The sequence below is a fragment of the Streptomyces sp. NPDC104381 genome, assembly GCF_055583745.1.
This window is the reverse complement of the sequence record NZ_JBVJNK010000002.1, coordinates 873045-890265: the sequence shown is the minus strand read 5'-3', so window position 1 is coordinate 890265 and position 17221 is coordinate 873045. Positions and strand designations below refer to the sequence as shown.

Below are 17221 nucleotides of genomic sequence, written 5' to 3'. Positions count from 1 at the left end.
GTGACGAGGGAGGTAAGCATGGCCACGGGCAAATTCATCGCGGATCCCGGCCGTATACGCCGCGGCGGCGAGATGATGGAGGAGTTGCCGCAGCGGACCAAGAAGATCGCCGACAACTTCATCGCCGACATGCAGAACTACCGGGGCTGGGCCGGTTACAACGACGACTTCGCCCTTGAGGTGCTGCCCAAGTACGACGCGACCAACGAGTCCTGCCTGGAGCTGATCAGGACCGTGGGCACCGCGCTCGCGGACCTCCGGCAGGCGGTCTGGGCCAACGGGCAGCACATCGAGGGTGTGTCGTCCTACGCCAACGAGCAGATCGGGCGTCAGATGTCGAGCCTCGACGGGCCGGGCGGGGACTCCGCCGGGGGCGGCAGGCACTAAGTGGAAGAGATCGACTTTCCTCCGGACGTCCGGACGATGCTCTGGATCCTGCTGGGCGAAATGCCCCTGCAGGCCAGGGAGAATCTGGCGTGGGAAAGTCGTCAGCTCTACCTCGCTCTCCAGAAGGGTCTGATCGACCTCCGCGCAGCGTCGCGGGAGACGATCCAGATGGTGGAGGACGCGTTGCCGCCGGAGGTGGCCAAGCCGTACATCGACAGCGTACGGATGCTCACCGACATGCCCGGCGGCACCGACCCCATCCAGCAACTGCTCTACCAACTCGACGAACTCGCCAACGGCCAGGTCGACTACTCACAGAAGATCCAGGGATCCAAGTGGGAGATCATCGCCGAGATCATCATGCTGCTCGCCGAACTGGCGCTGCTGGCGGCGCTGATGGCGTTCACCGGCGGCGCTTCGGTGTCGCAGATGTTCCTGGCGAGGGCCCGGAGCAAGCTGGCGATCCTGATGATCATCGACCGGCTGCTGCGGATGTCGCACATCGCGCCGACCCTCGGCGAGGCGATCCAGGAGGCCATCCAGACCCTGGCGGTCCGGCTGGCGCAGATCGGTCTGAACACCGGTGGCCGCAAGCCCGGCGGTGTCGACTGGAAGGACGTCGGGGTCGCCGCCGCGTTCGGCGCGCTCACCGCCGGCTTCATGGAGATCTTCGACAAGTTCCTGAAGCCGATCAGCAACTACTTCAAGGACGTCCTCGGGGACGTCTTCGACAAGTTCCGCATCAACCCGAACAGCCTGCTGTTCAAGGGGCTGGTGAACGGTCCGCCGACCGTCGTCACCACCTTCGTCGTCGGGGGTGCCGCCGAGAGCACCGCCGAGGTCATCATCAACGGGGCCTTCTACGACAAGTGGGAGTTCAAGTGGGAGACCTTCGTCGGGTCCGGCACCAGCACCCTGTTCGACGTGGGTGCGGGGATGGCCATCGGCGCCGGGGCCTTCACGATCTACAACAACTACTTCAACAACAACAACCAGTTCACGGACCTCAACGACCTGCCCGGCCCCGACAGCCCGCTGGGCAGTGGCGACCGGGGGTCCTCGGGCTCCGAGAAGTCCGGCGTGGGCTCCGCGGGCGGCCCGGACGCCAAGGTCCCGTCGACGGTCAAGAGCAACCCGTTCACTCCCGGGCCCGCGACCCCGCTCCCGAACACCGTCTCGACCGATCTCGCGAACGGGACGGGCAGCGGTATCGACGTCCAGCCTCCTCCGCTGTACACGCCCCCGCCGCCGAGCACGTCCCCGTCCACGCTGAACACACTGCCCACCGGCGGCTCCGACGCCCTGTCCGGGCCGTTCGACCTCTCGTCGAGGACAGCGGACGGCACGGGCGGCGTCAGCGGCACGGGCAACATCAACGGCACGAACGGCTTCGACGCCACGAGCGGGTCGCAGGTGCCGTATCTGCCGCCGCCCACGTCGTCGCCGGTCTCCGGGTCCACCACCTCGCCCTCCACGCTCCCGTCCTCGTCCCAGCCCGACACGACGCCGCTGCCCTCCGGGCGTACCTCGGGGCGCACCTCGGTGCCGTCGTCCGGACCCGACGCGGACCTCGCCGAGCTGTCGCCGGACCTCACGCCCGACACGACGCCGGACCTCACGCCCGGCGCCTCCTCGGACCTGCCGGGGTCGACGAGTGACCTCCCGCAAGGGATCACGACGCCGAAGGGTTCCCCCGCCGCACCGGGGCCGGGCACCACGGCCGGTACGAACGATCCGGACACGGCCACCGACCTGGACGACGCGTGGACGGGCCAGGACGGCACCCGGGACGTCGACGACACCACCGGCCAGGACCTGCCCGGAGGCGGAACGCCCGGCCGGAACACGGGTGTTCAGCAGGGCACGGTGGACGGCACACACCAGCGGGAGAACGACGTCCTGCCGGAGCCCGACGCCGAGTCCGGCACCGTCGCTCCGCCGACCCCCGTGAACACGTCGGCCGGCCCGAACGCGACGGCGCCCGCCCCCGGGACGCAGGGCACGCCGCCCGGTGCGTCGCAGGGCACGTCCTCCACGGGGAACCAGTCCCCGTCCTCCACGGGGAACCAGTCCCCGGCCTCGTCCCGGACCGACCCGGCCGACGGGAACGGCACGACCGACCTGCCGGATCAGCTGACGGACCAGGACGGCCAGGAGGAGCTGTCCGACGACGCGGAGCCGTCGCTCGCCCCGCCGCCCGTCACGGACCCGGCCGGACCCGAGGGCGCACCGGCGCCGCCGGTTCCCTCGGCGGGTCCGCGTACGTCCTCGGACGCCCCGGACCTGGACGCGATGCCCGCGCCCCCGCAGCCGTCCCGCGCGGACCAGGCCGGCGGCCCGGCCACGGTGGGCGGCGACGTCCCGACGACCGGCGACGTCACCGGCGACCACACCGGCGGCTCCACCGAAACGGGCACCGGCACCGGCACCGATGCGGACGTGCTCGACGGGCAGGCGTCCGGGCCCGCCGTGCCCGTCGCCGACCCGGTGCGGCCCGAGCAGTGGCGGGCCGGGCGCCACGACGCACCGGCGGTGCCGGTGCGGACCGAGCAGCTCGTCCCGGCCCCGGAATCCGGCCCGCACCACAGCGAGTCGCTCGTACGCGCGTGGGTGCAGCGGATCCAGGCCGACGACGGCCGCTGGATCAGCAATCTCTCCCTCCACCTGCCGGTCCGGGCCGGGGAGGGCTTCGCCGCCGGCGAACTCGCCGTGTTCGAGAAGCGGATTCAAACGCTCCTCGACACCCGCCTGAACAACGGTCTGCTGCTGCCGGGATCGGGTGACCAGCTTCATGTGGACCTCACGCTCACGCCGGCCCCCGGTCACTCCGAGGCCGTCGAACTGAGCAGGGCGCCCTGGCCGGGCGACGTCGACCAGCTGAACTGGCGGCTTCACACGGCCGACCCCGCCGCCGCCCCGGAGGTGACGGCGGCGCGGCAGGTGCGGGACGACGCCGCGGTGCTCCAGATGCTGCTGAACTACGCGGGCGTACCGGACCGGGGCCCGGCCGCCGACGCGCTGTTCCGCCGGCTGGTGCGGCCGGGCGACGGCACGACCGCCGGCCCCGGCAGCTCCGCCGACCCGTCACCCGCCGTGCCACTGAGCTACCTGGGGACCGTCGAGAGAGTCATCGCCACCCATGCCGTCGTCCTGGACCACCCGCTGACCGCGCGTGGCACGCGACCCCCGAGCGGTGTCGACGACCCGGCCCGCGCGCTGCGGACGCCGACGACCGACCCGACGGACCCCTCCGACACCGACCCGATCGCACCGGCCACCCCCGTCCGGACCACCTCGACCGCGACCACCGCGACCGCCTCGACCACGGCCACCGCGTCCGTGACGGGTGCGGCCGATGGGCGGTCGGACACCGACGCGCCGCCGGTCACACCCGCCCCGGCCACGGCGCCGGCCGTCGACACGCTCACCCCGCCCCCCGGCGACGGCCTCCGCACGGACCGGGGGACGGGCGTGCGGACCGCCGACGCCATGCCGCCCGCCGCCCCGCCGGTGGACGGCGCCGTCGAGGGCGACGCGGATGTCCCCGCGGCCCAGGACGCCGGGACCCCCGGGACACCCGTCGCACCGATCTCCGACGTCGCGAAGCTGGCCGTGGGCCGCCGTTTCAGCGCGCTCATGCGGGACCTCGGCCATGGAGTCGTCCTCGCCGGCGGGGCCCGGGGCAGGGTGCTGTCCGACAACCCGCGCCCCCTCGGCCGCCTGGAGTTCACCCTCCCCGGCGACGTCGCCCGGCACGCCGACGCCGTCAACGAGGCCATCGCCCGGCAGTTCCCCGGTGTGCACCGGCACGCCCTCCGCGTGAGCGCCGACGGACGCACGCTGTCCGGTGTGGTGCGCGGCGCGGAGATCGTCGTCACCAGCGACCCGCACGCCTCCACCGCCCCCACCACCGAGACCGACGGCTTCCTGGTCCCCGGCGTCACCGAGTCTCTGGCCGACACCGCCTACACGCTGGCCCTGGCCACCGACGAGCAGCAGCGCGCCCGGGACCTCTTCGACCTGCTGTGGGCGCTGACGTACGCCCCGGCCGACGACGCGCTCCCGGCCACCGCCCCCCAGGCCCTGCGCGGTGACGCCTACCGTGCCGCGCGAGCGTCCGGGGCCGCGCCCGGCCTGACGGTCCGGCTCAGCGAACTGCTGGACGGGGTGGCCCGGAACCCCGAGGCCCGCTCGGCGATGGAACAGACGTGGCTGTCCCTCGGCGCGGCACCGGCCGACGTGCGGTGGCTGAACGACGAACTCACCACGCTCGCCGACGCGTTGCGTGCCACCGACGCGGTGGCCTCGGACCCGGTCCGGGGGCTGGCGGCACGGCTGGCGGATCTGCCGAAGGACAGCCGTGAGAAGGAGCTGGCCGCGCTGTCACCCGGCGAACGCGAGCGGCTGGCCTCCGATCCGGACCTCGTCGACGCGCTGCGGACCACCCTGTCCGCGCCGGACTTCGCCCACACGGCGGCGCAGCTGATGGTGCAGGTGCCGCCCGGGGTGGACCAGCCCGTGTCTGCACGGCGGGAGGTGCGCGGGCAGATCGCGCGCATGCTGCGCGATCCGGACGTCACGGCGAAGCTGCTCAAGGACGGCGCGCGCGTGATCGTGGTGCCCCGGAGCGAGTCGATGACCTCCCTGGACCCGTTCCGCGACCTGGCCGGCCGGAGCAGCCAGGACGGCCGGTCGTGGGACACGGTGCGCGGCGTCGGCCGGCGTACGGCGGGGGTCACGGAGGAGAACCTCCTCGGTGAGTCCACCTCCGTCCCGGGCGCCGAACCCTCGTACGCCGACGGGTACTCCACGACCCTGCACGAGTTCGCCCACACGATCCACCAGTACGGGCTGAGCGAGGAGCAGCAGCAGCTCGTCCACGACGTGTTCCAGGAGACGAAGAACGAGTACGGGGCGCTGTGGCCCGACGGATGGCTGCACGGCATGGACGGCGAAGGCCGCCGTACGGGAGCCAACTACTCCAGCCGGGACGAGCTGGAGTTCTTCGCCCAGCTCACCAACGTCTACTTCCGGGCGAACCGGGGCACGGACGCGTACACCGGGCTGAGGCGCCAGAACGGCGGCCCCGACTGGGTCCGCAGGCACTACCCGGCGCTCTTCCCGCTGATGCGGCGGCTGTACGGCGACGCCCCGGACACGGACCGGCTGCCGGTCAACCCGGTCGCGGCCACGCAGCAGCAGAACGAGATCTACGAGGGCTTCCGGGCGCTGTGGGACCAGGCGGAGGGCGTGCACGTGGCGCAGCCCCACGCCCCGGCCCCCACCCCCGCGCCCGGGGTCCGTCCGGCGGACACGGTCCTCCCGGCCGAGGGCAGCACGGACGCCCCCGCGCCGCCGCCCGGCACGAGCACCATGACGCCGGCGAAGTGGAACGAGCTGTCGGCCGTCCTCATCCAGGTCTTCGGCCCGGACGCCGCCGCGAATCCCGCCTTCACGCAGACGGTGAACTCACTCGCGGTGCTGGACGCGGCGCGCGCGGGCGACCGGCGCTTCGGCACCGGGCCGATCGACCTGTGGGGTATCACCGGGCGTGTGCTGCATCTGGGCCCCTCGGTTCCGGTGACCCCGGACCTCGTCTTCCAGGCCCTGGCGGTCGCCGGCAGCGCGGCGCGTCGTCACCGCGCCCGGAGCCTGGCGGCCGTGGCCGCCTACCAGCTGGAGCTGTCGGGGGCGCTGGCGGCCTCCACGGTCCTGACCGGTCCCGACGGCCAGGCCCAGGGACGCAACCTGACGGGACGTCAGGGGCTGGGGCTGCTGCTGGACAGGACGGGCGTCCAGGACGATCAGGGCGTGGTCGGTCCTGGGCCGCTGCCGTGGGGAGACCGTGCCCACGCGGTGGTGGCGCAGCGCGCCGCCTCCGGCCGGATCGTCGTGGACGACGGCCGCGGGACCCCGGTGGAGGTCGACGATCAGGAGTTCGTCGAGCTGGTGGCGCACGACCCCGGCCGGCCCACGGGTGTCCCCGTGGTGCTGCTGGTGGAGAACGCCGGCGAGTCGCCGGCGCGGCGGCTCGCGGACCGGATCGACGGGAGGGTGTGGTACACCGACGGCACCTTCCGGTTGCAGCCGGCGGCGCAGGGGAGCAGCTGGCGGTACGCCGCCCTGGAGAACCCCGAGCCGGGGCGGGTGCCGGTGGGGACCTGGCTTCCCGCCGACCCCGGACTGGTGCCGGACGACCCCGGTGCCTTCGTGACCCTCGCCGACGGGACGCGGGTCGCCGAGGACGACCTGGAGTCGTACGCCCTGACGACCGCCGACGGTCAGGAGCTGACCGGGCGGGCCTTCCTGGACCCGCAGGACATGGCGATGCGGGAGCAGGGCCTGCGCCCGATATCCGCGGTCCAGTACTACACCGACCTGTACGAGGGGCTGCCCGGCGTCGACAGCGACCGGGAGAGCGAGCTGCGGCCGCTGCCCAGGCCGCTGGCGGACTCGTACATCTTCGTGGGGCACGGCCGCACGGGGATGAAGGCCGTCCCGGTGCGCAGCACGGGCCGCGGCCACATGCTGGGCGACAAGGAGTTCGGCAGGCTCCTCGCCCGGCGCAAGAGCCTGCAGCGGATGCGACCGGACAAGCCGGTCTGGGCGCTGTGGTGCGAGCTCGGCCAGGTGCGGACGGGGAAGGACCGCCTGGAGTCCCCGCCCCCGGCCCAGTGGGCCGCGAACATGTCCGACCGTACGGTGTTCACCGCGGAGGCGACCCAGGGGTGGAGCGCGGCGGAGGGCAACTGGCCGCCGCGGCTCATCAAGTTCGACGACCCGGACCGGCCCGTCTTCCGGTACCGGGAGTTCCGCCCGGAGCCCGGCGCCACCGCCCTCACCTCCCTCGCCGACCTGGCAGGCCTGCCCGCGCACGCGGAGCACAGGACGACCCGGGCGCTGCGGTGGGTGCGGGCGCTGCGCGAGACCCACGGCGTGGACATCGACACGAACCCCGGCCGGACGGCGGAGTTCCACAACCTGATCCGCGGCTTCGGCGCGCTGGAACGGCTGCGGACCGACAACCCGCACAACCCGGACACCGGGCCGCTGACCTGGCGGTCGCTGGAGCACATCGTCGGCACCTACGCGCAGGGGCGCGGCTGGGACCGCTCGCTGACCGCGAACGCGCTGGAGCACGTGCTCTACCAGGCGCAGGTGGGCGGCCTGTCGCCGCAGTCCGTGATCGCCGCCGCGCCCGCCGCCCCCGCCGCGCCGCCGGTGGCACCGTCGACCGAGGTGGCCGCGCCCGCCGAGCTGTCGGAGTACATGCGTTCCCACGGCGCCCGGCACGACGGGCACATCGGCCTCGTCATCCACGAGCCGACGCCTGACCCCGTCCTGGAGGGGCTGCACCGGCAGATCATCCGCGCCCTCGGGGTCGACCCGGCCGGCACGGAGGGCCAGGAGCTGCGGACCCGACTCCGCGACGTGCTGAGCGCGGAGGAGGTCGAGCTGAACCGGCCGTACCTGCGCAGCCGGCAGGGACACCGGATCACCCTCCGGCACGGTGGCCGCGACCGGTCGGTGGACGTACGGCTCGCCTACGCCGATCCCCGGAAGTCCCCGAAGTACGGCCGGAACGACGGCGGGCGTCCTCCGACGCTGCCCGACATACAGGTGGAGCTCCGGGCCGCGGGCGGGCAGTCGTCCTCGCACGCGGAGAGCTCGGGGAACCTGCGTACCGGCTCACTGCCCTGGAGCGCGATCTTCCCGGACTACGCCGCCGGGGTGCTCCGCTGGGGGGACGGCACCGTCAGCCTGTCCGCGACGCACAACCAGCTGGCGCAGTCCATCACCGTCGGCGAGACGTTCCAGGTCACGAGCAAGCAGCAGGCCGAGGAACCCGCGCACCCGATGGACGTCGACGGACGGTGGCAGGTCCAGGTGGACGCCCCCCGCGAGCACCCGACCGGCAACTGGCAGCCCGAGCAGTCGCACGGCACCCTCACGATCTGGTTCCACGAGCACCTCGCCTTCGACGGCGCCGACGCCACGGACCTGCCCGAGCCCGGAGACGTCGACGACCTGCCGCTGTGGGGCGGCGACAGCGTCGCCGAACCGCGCCGGCTGCTGACCGAGGTCCTCCAGGACCAGAACTTCGGTTCCCTGCGCGGCCTCGACGAGAACTCGGAGACGGCGCTGGAGAACTTCCTGTCCCAGCGGATGCTGCAGGGCACCCCGCACCTGCAACGCTCCGGCGGGGTCTTCTCGCCGACGCTGCTGGACGAGGACGGCAACGCGATCGGCATGCTCGAACTCACCGCCGTGATCGAACCGGGACGGCCGATGCGCAAGAGCGCCGACGGCAAGTCCACGCTGGAGACGTGGTTCTCGCACACCTCAAGCGTGGACCGGTCGGCGAAGCTGACCAGCGGCCTGGGGATCGAGGCATCGGGCGGACCGTCGTTCACCACCGACCACGCCGAGGGACATCCGGACGCCGCGTCGTCGTTCGGCGGCAACCTCATGGGCAAGGCCGGCGCCAACTGGCAGTTGAACGACCAGCTGAACAGCGTCAACAGCGCGACCCTCATGTACGGCCTCCGCACCAAGACCAGCCACCTGCTCACCTCGGGCCGGGTCACCTACACCGTGACGCTGCACCGGGCCGGCGGCGGCCGGGTCAGCAGTACCTTCGGGCCGTGGGACGACGGTCTGAGGCTCCGCATCGCCCGGCGGGCCGCGATGGCGGGGCACCGTCCCGGCCCCGAAGAGGTGCGGGAGCTCCCCGAACACCTGGAGAATCTGGACAGCATCGGATACACCGAGACCCCCCTCAAGATCGACGGAGCGGACCCGCTGTTCACGAGGGCGGAGGCGTGGCTGCGCCAGGAGGGGTTCCTGCCGCCCGAGGGCCCCCGGCGCCGTTCGCTGCCGTTCCGGCTGGACGAACCGCTGGTCGTGGCCCAGCTGGAGAACCTGCGGCGGCTGCGGCAGATGCGTTCGACGTTCGGCCTCGCCGCGTCGGCGCCGGACGGTGTGGACGGCGGGGAGCCCGTCTGGTTCGACCGGCCGAACGCCGTCTCGGGCACCCGCCGGGTGCAGCTGCGGTTCACCGTCGCCCGGGACACCGCGCGGCCCTCGACCCACACGCGCCGGCTGCCCGACATCCTCCAGGTCGGCTTCAGCTCGTACGAGGCCGGCGGCGGGCGGCGGTACGGCACGGCGCTGAGCGGCTCCGCGGGTGGCGGCGGCGGCTTCAACGCCCCTCTCGCGGACGGCGCGTGGGGGCTGAACATGGGTCCGGACTACCTGGCCACCCGGCAGATCACGGACGCCGGGAACACCGGTGACTCGGTCGGCTTCGACCAGTTCACCATGACGACCCAGAACGGCAGCGAACTCTTCGAGGTGCCCGCCAGGCTCGGCCTGGACCTCTACGAGGGCCCCGGAGACGACCCGCGCATCCACTTCGCCGACGATCCGGCCACGGACGGCGACGGCGCGGCGGACGGGACGGCGCTCGTGGCCCCGGGTGCCACACCGCACACCCTGCCCGGCGACGTCACCCTGCTGGTGCCGCACTACCGCACGCGCGAGCCGGCCAGGACCCCCGCCCCCGCCGTGCCCCGGCCCGGACACGTGATCCGGGAACCCGTCACCGACGGCGGGCCGACGGACGACCAGCGGCGCCTGAACCTGGTCGACGCCCACGGCAACCCGCTGCCGGGCCTGACCAGGCTGCCCGAAGGCGCGCTCGTGGACACCTTCCGTGGCACCGCGGCGCTGCTGGAGGCACTGGGCCAGATCGTCGCGGGGACCTACCCGGGCCACCCGGAGCAGGGACCGATGGGCCGGGCCGTACGGCGCGCCTCGGTGACGCTGACCGGGCTGGCCACGGAGACCGCCAGGCGCGGATCCGCGGTGAAGGAGTCGCTGCCCGAAAGCCTGACCGGGGCGGTCAACCGGGTCGGCTCCGCCGTCAACTGGGCCGCGACACCGGTGACCTGGGCGGCGAAGACGTCCGCCGACGGAGTGGCGGCGACCTACAAGTGGACGTCGGTCGCCGTGGCGGGTGCCTCCCTCAACGACCAGGGCACCCTCGCGACCGAGGCCCGGCACGACGCGATCCGCCCCGCCCAGCTCATCTCCCGGGCCGCGCAGATCCTGGGCGGGACGTACGTGGTGGAGGGGCTGACGCTGCCGGGCATGGTGGCGGACCAGGTCATGATGCTGGAGGTCACCGGCTACCTGACCAACCCCCGCAACCTGGGTTCCGAGTCGCTCTACTCGGAGCAGGACGTCCTGTCGGGCGACACCGCGGGCCGGCAGCGCGGCGTCGGCGTCACCCACCAGGGCAACTTCCAGGTCACGGCATTGCAGGCGGCTCCCACCCCGCCCGACCTGCTGACCCATCAGGCCAACCCCGGCGGCCGGTACTCCCAGTCCCGCCGGACCGACGACATCAGCACGGTCAACTCCGTGACCAAGGCCACCCACGCCACGGAGCACTCGGGCGGCAAGCTGTGGGTCGGCAGCGACCTGACCCTGCTGATGACCGTCAAGTGGGGTGTGCGCAACGTGGCCGGGAACACCGTCGGCCTGGGCGCCTACGCCCCGGTCACGGTCGCCGTCGACCTGCCCCGCGCCGTGACCTACCTGGCTCCCGCCCAGTCCCTGGCCCGCCTGGCCGCGTGGTTCCAGGGCATGCCGGGGGTCCCCGCCCTGACCCCGCCCCAGCCCGACGTCCCCCTCCCCGGCAGGTTCGTCCGGACCCGTCAGCTCGGCAAGGCCAGCGTCCTGACGGTCACCCAGCTCGACGACACGACCAACCGCAGGGAGCGCCGGGACCGGATGCGCCAGGAGCTCACCACCCTGGTGGAGAGCGAGGCCCCGGGCGCCACCCGGCCCGCACACGCCTCGTACGCCTCCGGTGTGGCGACCGAGATCACCCGCACCACCGAGCCCGCGTCGCTGCGCGCCCTGCCCCGGCGCGGCCCCGGCGGCCACGTGCGCTTCCACTTCCTCCACGTCGCGTACGGCGGAGCGCGACTGGTCGAGGTGACCCTGAGCGCCGAGCCGATGATGCAGACGCCCGCCCTGCGCGGCGTACGCGGCCGTCCGGCGGACGCCGGAACCGCCATGGAGCAGGTCGACACCCACATCCCGCAGGGGAGGGTGACGTCCACGGGCGTCACCACGACCCGCCAGGGCACGGCCAACATCATCTCCCGCTACCCGCGCACCAGCGGCGGCCGCACGGACCGCGAAGGCCCCTCCGTCGCACTGGCCAGCACCCGCGCCCGTACGGCACGGTCCGAGGTGGCCACGGAGGACCGCTTCTGGACGCGTTCGGGAAGCACCGCCGACTTCGACATGGACTACCGCTACACCGCCTCGGTCCGTTCCGAGGCGGTGTGGCAGTGGCCGCCCAACATCCCCGGCGCGATCTTCCAGAACGGGCTGCTGAACCTCTCCGGCCTCGAAGGAGACACGGCGCAGCAGGTGCGTACCTGGATCGGGCGTCTGCTGCGGGGCCGGCCGGTCAGCCGGATCTCCGTACCGGCCGCGCTGGCACTGCGGTTCGTGGGCTCCGAGTCCGCCCCGCCGCAGCCGCACGCGGGGCCGCGGCCCCCCGCGCTGCTCACGGCCGACCCGCTGCTGCTGTCACCGCGCGACGCCGCGGCCCGGGGCACCCTGCCCTTCCCGGGCGGCGCGCTCCTGGAGCCGACCGGCACGACGCCGGTGTACGACTCCAACGCGGCCCCGCAGCTCGCGCAGGCGCTCCGCGAGGTCGACCCGCGCATGACCACGTCCTGGGGTCTGTCCGCGAACGCCTCGCCGGAAGCCGTGGCCGTCCGGCTGGGCGAGATGATCCAGGCCGGCGAGATCAGCCTCGACCCGAGCGGCACAGCGGCGGGCCTGACCACCACGATGCCCGGGAGCTGGCCGGTCCAGCGGGCCGACGCGGCACCGTCCCTGCGGATCTCCCTGCACCGCCCCCGGCCGGTCACGGAGGCGGGCGACATCGCCGTCGACCGGGTGCGCCGACAGGTCCGCACCTCTGCGACGGCCTCCTCGGCCGCGAGCTCCTTCGTCCTGAACCAGCAGGGCACCTACAGCCTGACGGGCAGCAACTCGCAGCTGCTGGGGCTGACCTTCCCGCTGGCCGCACAGCAGCCGCACGCCACCTCCACCGGCGGCAACGTGTCCGCCACCTCGTTCTCCCGCCTGCGGATCGGCCAGACCAGCGCGCCCACGGACCGGCACGGCACACGCAGCTACGAGGCGCTGGTCGACACCGTCATCACGGTCGAGGGCACCAGGGGCGTCCGGTACGTCACCGGGAGCTCCACCATCCGGCTGTGGGAACGCGACGTGCTCGGCTTCGGCGTCACCCCGCCGCGCCCGGGTCCCCGGATCTACGACCTGCCCGCGATGCTCGCCGACCAGGACGCGGACGATCTGCGGGACTGGGCGCGGCACCCGGTCACCGACCTGCCGAGCGTGCTGGCGGAGGGCATCGACGCGCGGGACTCGTCGGCGGAGCTGTGGCTCGCGCTCGGACCCGACCCGGACGGCACCCGGCTGGCCCGCGCCCTGGTGGTCGGCTCCCGTACGGCGGCGCTGGCCGGGAAGCCCGTCGAACTGGTGGTGCGCACCGACGAGGGGCTGCGGTACTGGCCGTTCGACGCCGACGGCTCCCTCGCCGATTCGACCGACGCCACCCGCGACTCCTGGCAGGGCGTCCACGACACCGTCGGCACCTACTTCGACGCGGTGCGGGCCGAGGCGACGGCGCGTCACCGGGAGGAAGGGCTGGCACGGCGGCAGCCCGGTGCGCTGCGGGCCCTGGGGGACGCCGGACGCGCCGTGGACACCGCCACCACCGCGCACCGGAACGCCGAACGGGTCCACACGGACGCCCTGCGCACCGAGGGGACCGTACGGGCCGAACTCACGGCGGTGCGGGGGCGGATCGCCGAGGCGCAGACGGAGATCGCGCGGCTGGACGCGACCGCCCGGGACGCGCGGGCCCGTTACGACGCCGCCGCCCCCGAGGAGCGGCAGCTGCACACACGGTGGCAGCAGGCGCTGGCCGAGGTGGAACGCCTCGAACGGCTCGTCGCCGCCACCCCGGAGACCGACCCGGCCGCCACCGAACGGCAGAACGCCGTGGACGCGGCCGAGGAACGCGCCGACACCCTCCAGGAGCAGGGCCGGGCCGTCCACCGGCAGCGTCAGCTGGACCTCGACGCGGCGAACACCGCACGCGAGACGGCCGACGGGCTCCGGACCGGCCTCGACGGGACCCGCGCACGGGAGACCACCCTCGTCGGAGACCTCGGGCGGGCCGAGGAGGCCGTGGCCCGCGCGGACCGTACCGTGCGGCAGGCGGACACCGACCTGAGGCGCCGGACCAGGGCCCGCGACGCGATCCAGGCCCAGGCCGACGAGATCGGGCGGGACCTCGGCGAAGTCCGGCGCGAACTGGGCACGCAGGCGCACCGCCACAGCCAGGCGTGGGCAGGGCTGCCGGGCCTCACGCGCGCGCTGGAGACCGGCCGCCGCGCGGAGAGCATCGGTGCGGGGCCGTCGCAGCGCAGCTCCATGGCCTCGGCCCCGGCCCGTGCGACGCGTTCCGGCCGGTTCGGCGGGCAGCCCCTGCCCGCGCCACCGCCCGAGGACCAGGACACGGCCGTGGCCGAGGCCCCCGCCACCGTCGTACCGGCCCCGGCAGCGCGGCCCGTGCTGCCGCCGGACGAGCGGGCTCAGCTGGTCACGCGGCTGCCCGGCATGACCGAGCAGGACCGGACCGCCCGGCTGCTGGACCTGGCGTCACCGGACCGCGAGGCCCTGGCCTCCGACCGGACGCTGGCGGCGGCGCTGCGCCGGGCCCTGCCCGCCGACGAGTTCGCGCGTACCGCCGCGCTGCTGATGGTGGACGTCCCGGCCGGTACGGACCTGCCCGTCTCGGCCGGCATCGAGGCGCGGGCCCAGGTGGCACGGATGCTGCGTTCCCCCGCCGTGGCGGAGCGGATGCTGAACGAGGGCGCCCGGATGACCGTCGTCCCCAAGGACGCCGCCACGACCTCGCTGGACGCGTTCGGCGTCCTGCGGGGCAAGTCGGCACAGGACGCGCGCCCCTTCGCGACCATGCGCGGTGCCGAGACCGACGGACGGGTCGCGGTCGGCGAGGAGAACCTGCTGGGGGGCACCACGAGCGTGCCGGGCGCCGGGCTGTACGCCGACGGCTACTCCGCCGCGACGCACGAGTTCGCGCACGCCGTCCACCGTCACGGGCTGACCGACGGCCAGCGGCGGCTCGTCACGGAGGCGTTCCACGACAAGGTGCTGGCGGGCGAGCTCGCGGCCTGGCCCGACGGGCCGCTGTACGACCCCTCCGGCACGCACCGGAACTACTCCGCCCGTGACGAGTTCGAGTTCTTCGCCCAGCTCACCAACGCCTACCTCGGCACGAACACCGGCACCGACCCGTACACCGGCCTGCCCCGCAACAACGGGGCGGGGTGGGTCCGGCTCCACGAGCCGAAGCTGCTGCCGCTGCTGCGGGAGCTGTACGGCGCCGACCCGAAGGGCGCCCACCCCTTCGGCGCCAACCCCCGGGCGGAGGACGACGTCTGGGCGGCCTTCCGCGCGCTGTGGGACGGGACGGGGAACACGTACGAGCCGCAGCCCCACGCGCCCCTCCCCGCGCCGGCTCCCGCGGCCCCGGGCACCGGGTCCGGCAGCCGTGGCCCCCTTCGGCCGCACAGCCGTGCGGAGTTGACGGCGATGGCACGCCGGGTGGCGGGACGGGGACCGGCGGTGGGGCTGTCCGTCGAGCGGTGCCTGGTGCTGCTGCGGGCGCTGCGCGGCGAGTTGTTCCCGCGCGGTGTGCGTCCGGCACTGACGGTGGACGACGCGGTGGTCGGTGTGAAGGCGGCGCCCTCGTCGCTGGTGGTGGGCCCCGGGTGGCGTGGGGTGCGGTCGTGGCTTTCGGTCGTCGGCGCGGTCGCCCTCCAGGGGCCCGGTGCGGTGGCGTTCGTCCTGGCGCGGCGTCAGGGCGGGGCGCTCGGGCACGCCTGGGCGGCGTACCACCTGGGCGGCCCCGACGGCGTGGTGTGGGTGGACCTGTCGGCCGGTGTCGGCCGACAGGTGTCGGCGCTTCCCCCCGCGGTCGCGCCCTCCGAGGCGCAGGTGGTGGTCGTGGACCCCGCCGGGCAGGCCGTGGAGCGCGCGCTGCCGGAGTTCGCACCGTCGTCGTCCACCCCGCACTCCGTGGTGGACGCGGCGACCGGGCGCCGTTACGGGGCACTCGGCCTGGAGGTCGAGAAGCGCCAGGTCTTCGTGATCAGCGGCATCGGGGACGTCCCGGCCAAGCAGATACTGGCCAGGGCACCCGGCTTCAAGATCGTCACGGACCACGGCAGCGTCATGCGGACCGCCGACGGCCGCCTGCACCTCACCTACCCCGACCTGGCACCGGGCGAGCCGAAGCCCCAGCAGGCCAGCTACCTCATCGGTGAGATCGTCGTCGAGCCGATGGCGGTGCTCCCCGGGGAGCGGCGGCAGTCCCAGGAGGAGGCGCTGGCACGGCTGGGGCGGGTGGAGCGGGCCCTGGACGGCAGGGACGAGCCGGGCAGCGCCCCGCAGATCGGCCTCGCCGACCTGCTCCCCGCCCAGGACGGCTGGACGACCACCGAGCTGGGCGACAAGGCCCTGGTCGGCCAGACCCCGGTCCGGACGAACCTCGCCTACGTGCAGCCCACCACGGGATTCCCCGCCCTGGGGCTGAGCGTGCTCCAGGACCGGGCCGTGGACCGGCTGCCGAGGGGCGCCGTCGGGGCCGTGGAGGCGTCGGGCAGGGAATTCGGGATGAAGGCCACCGCGCACTTCGTCCGCCTCTTCACCCGCCGGACCGATGTGCCCGACGTGGTCGTCCCCTTCCTCGCGCCGATCCCGGACATCGACGACATCTGGGGCTACGTGAGGTTCGCCTACGCCCACACCGTCGCCAGGCCGACCGGCGTCATCCTCAACCAGGGCCCGACCGCGTTCATGGTCAAGAACGGCCTCGCGGTGGCGTCGCGCCCCGCGCTGGACCGCGTCCTGCGGGCCCTGCGGCCCCGCAGCCGGAAGTTCCTCGACCAGCAGCACGACGACATCAGCACCAACCTCGCCGCCACGCTCGGCAGGCTGCTGGAGATGTACCGGAGGACCATCACCCCGGACAAGCCGTTCTTCCCGGGCTACTTCGACGCCACCATCGGCGAGGTGCCGTCGGCCCGCGAGCACACGACCTCCGTGCTGACGGGGCGCACCTCCCGGGGCAAGGTCGTCACCCAGAAGCAGATGGTCGACATGGACGACGACCAGTTCCCGACCCTGGACACCGACGACGGCCGGCTGGAGATCCCGCTGGTCCTGACGGAGCTGCGGCACTTCGCGTACGACGGTGCGCAGCTGATGACGCCCGAGGACATCCGGCGGGCCGTGGCCGAGCTGTCCGCGCTCAGCCGCGAGGCCTACCGGCGGGCACTCACCCACCGGGCGCCGCTGCCCGAGGACGTCCTCGCCGAGTCCATCAACCGGATCCTGGACAACGAGGTGATCCGGGGCCTCGCGCACTTCGTGCAGATGGTGCTGATGGCGGGTCTGCCGCAGCCGACCGGCAGTTCCCGGCGACTGGTGTCGGTGGGGGAGAGCCAGACGATCTCCCGTGCGCTGGGCGAGTACGCCCTGGGCACCCCGCTGCCCGTCGACCACCCCGTGCACCAGGCGCTGCGCAAGGCCGTCGACGAGGCGTCCGACGCCATCGACACGCTCCCCCCGCCGCACCGGCCGAAGCTCCGGGCGATGGTCGACGCCGCGCGGGGCGCTCTGGAGA

Annotated in this window: 2 protein-coding genes (1 of these 2 running past the window's edge); both read left to right on the top strand. The window is 73.9% G+C overall.

Translation table 11 applies throughout. The annotated features are described in order from the left end of the window. Positions 1-18: 18 nt before the first annotated feature. Positions 19-387 carry a hypothetical protein gene (locus ACZ607_RS08750; RefSeq protein WP_469733160.1) on the top strand — a complete coding sequence of 123 codons (369 nt, stop codon included), beginning with the start codon at positions 19-21 and terminating at the stop codon, positions 385-387. Next, positions 388-17221 carry the 5' portion of a lonely Cys domain-containing protein gene (locus ACZ607_RS08745; RefSeq protein ID WP_469733158.1) on the top strand. 23489 nt of this gene lie beyond the right edge of the window, so 16834 of the gene's 40323 nt are visible here — the first part of the coding sequence; it begins with the start codon at positions 388-390; the stop codon falls past the right edge of the window.

Coding starts and splice junctions, on each gene's coding strand:
- ACZ607_RS08750 (WP_469733160.1), top strand. CDS start 19: ATGGCCACGGGCAAATTCATCGCGGATCCCGGCCGTATACGCCGCGGC.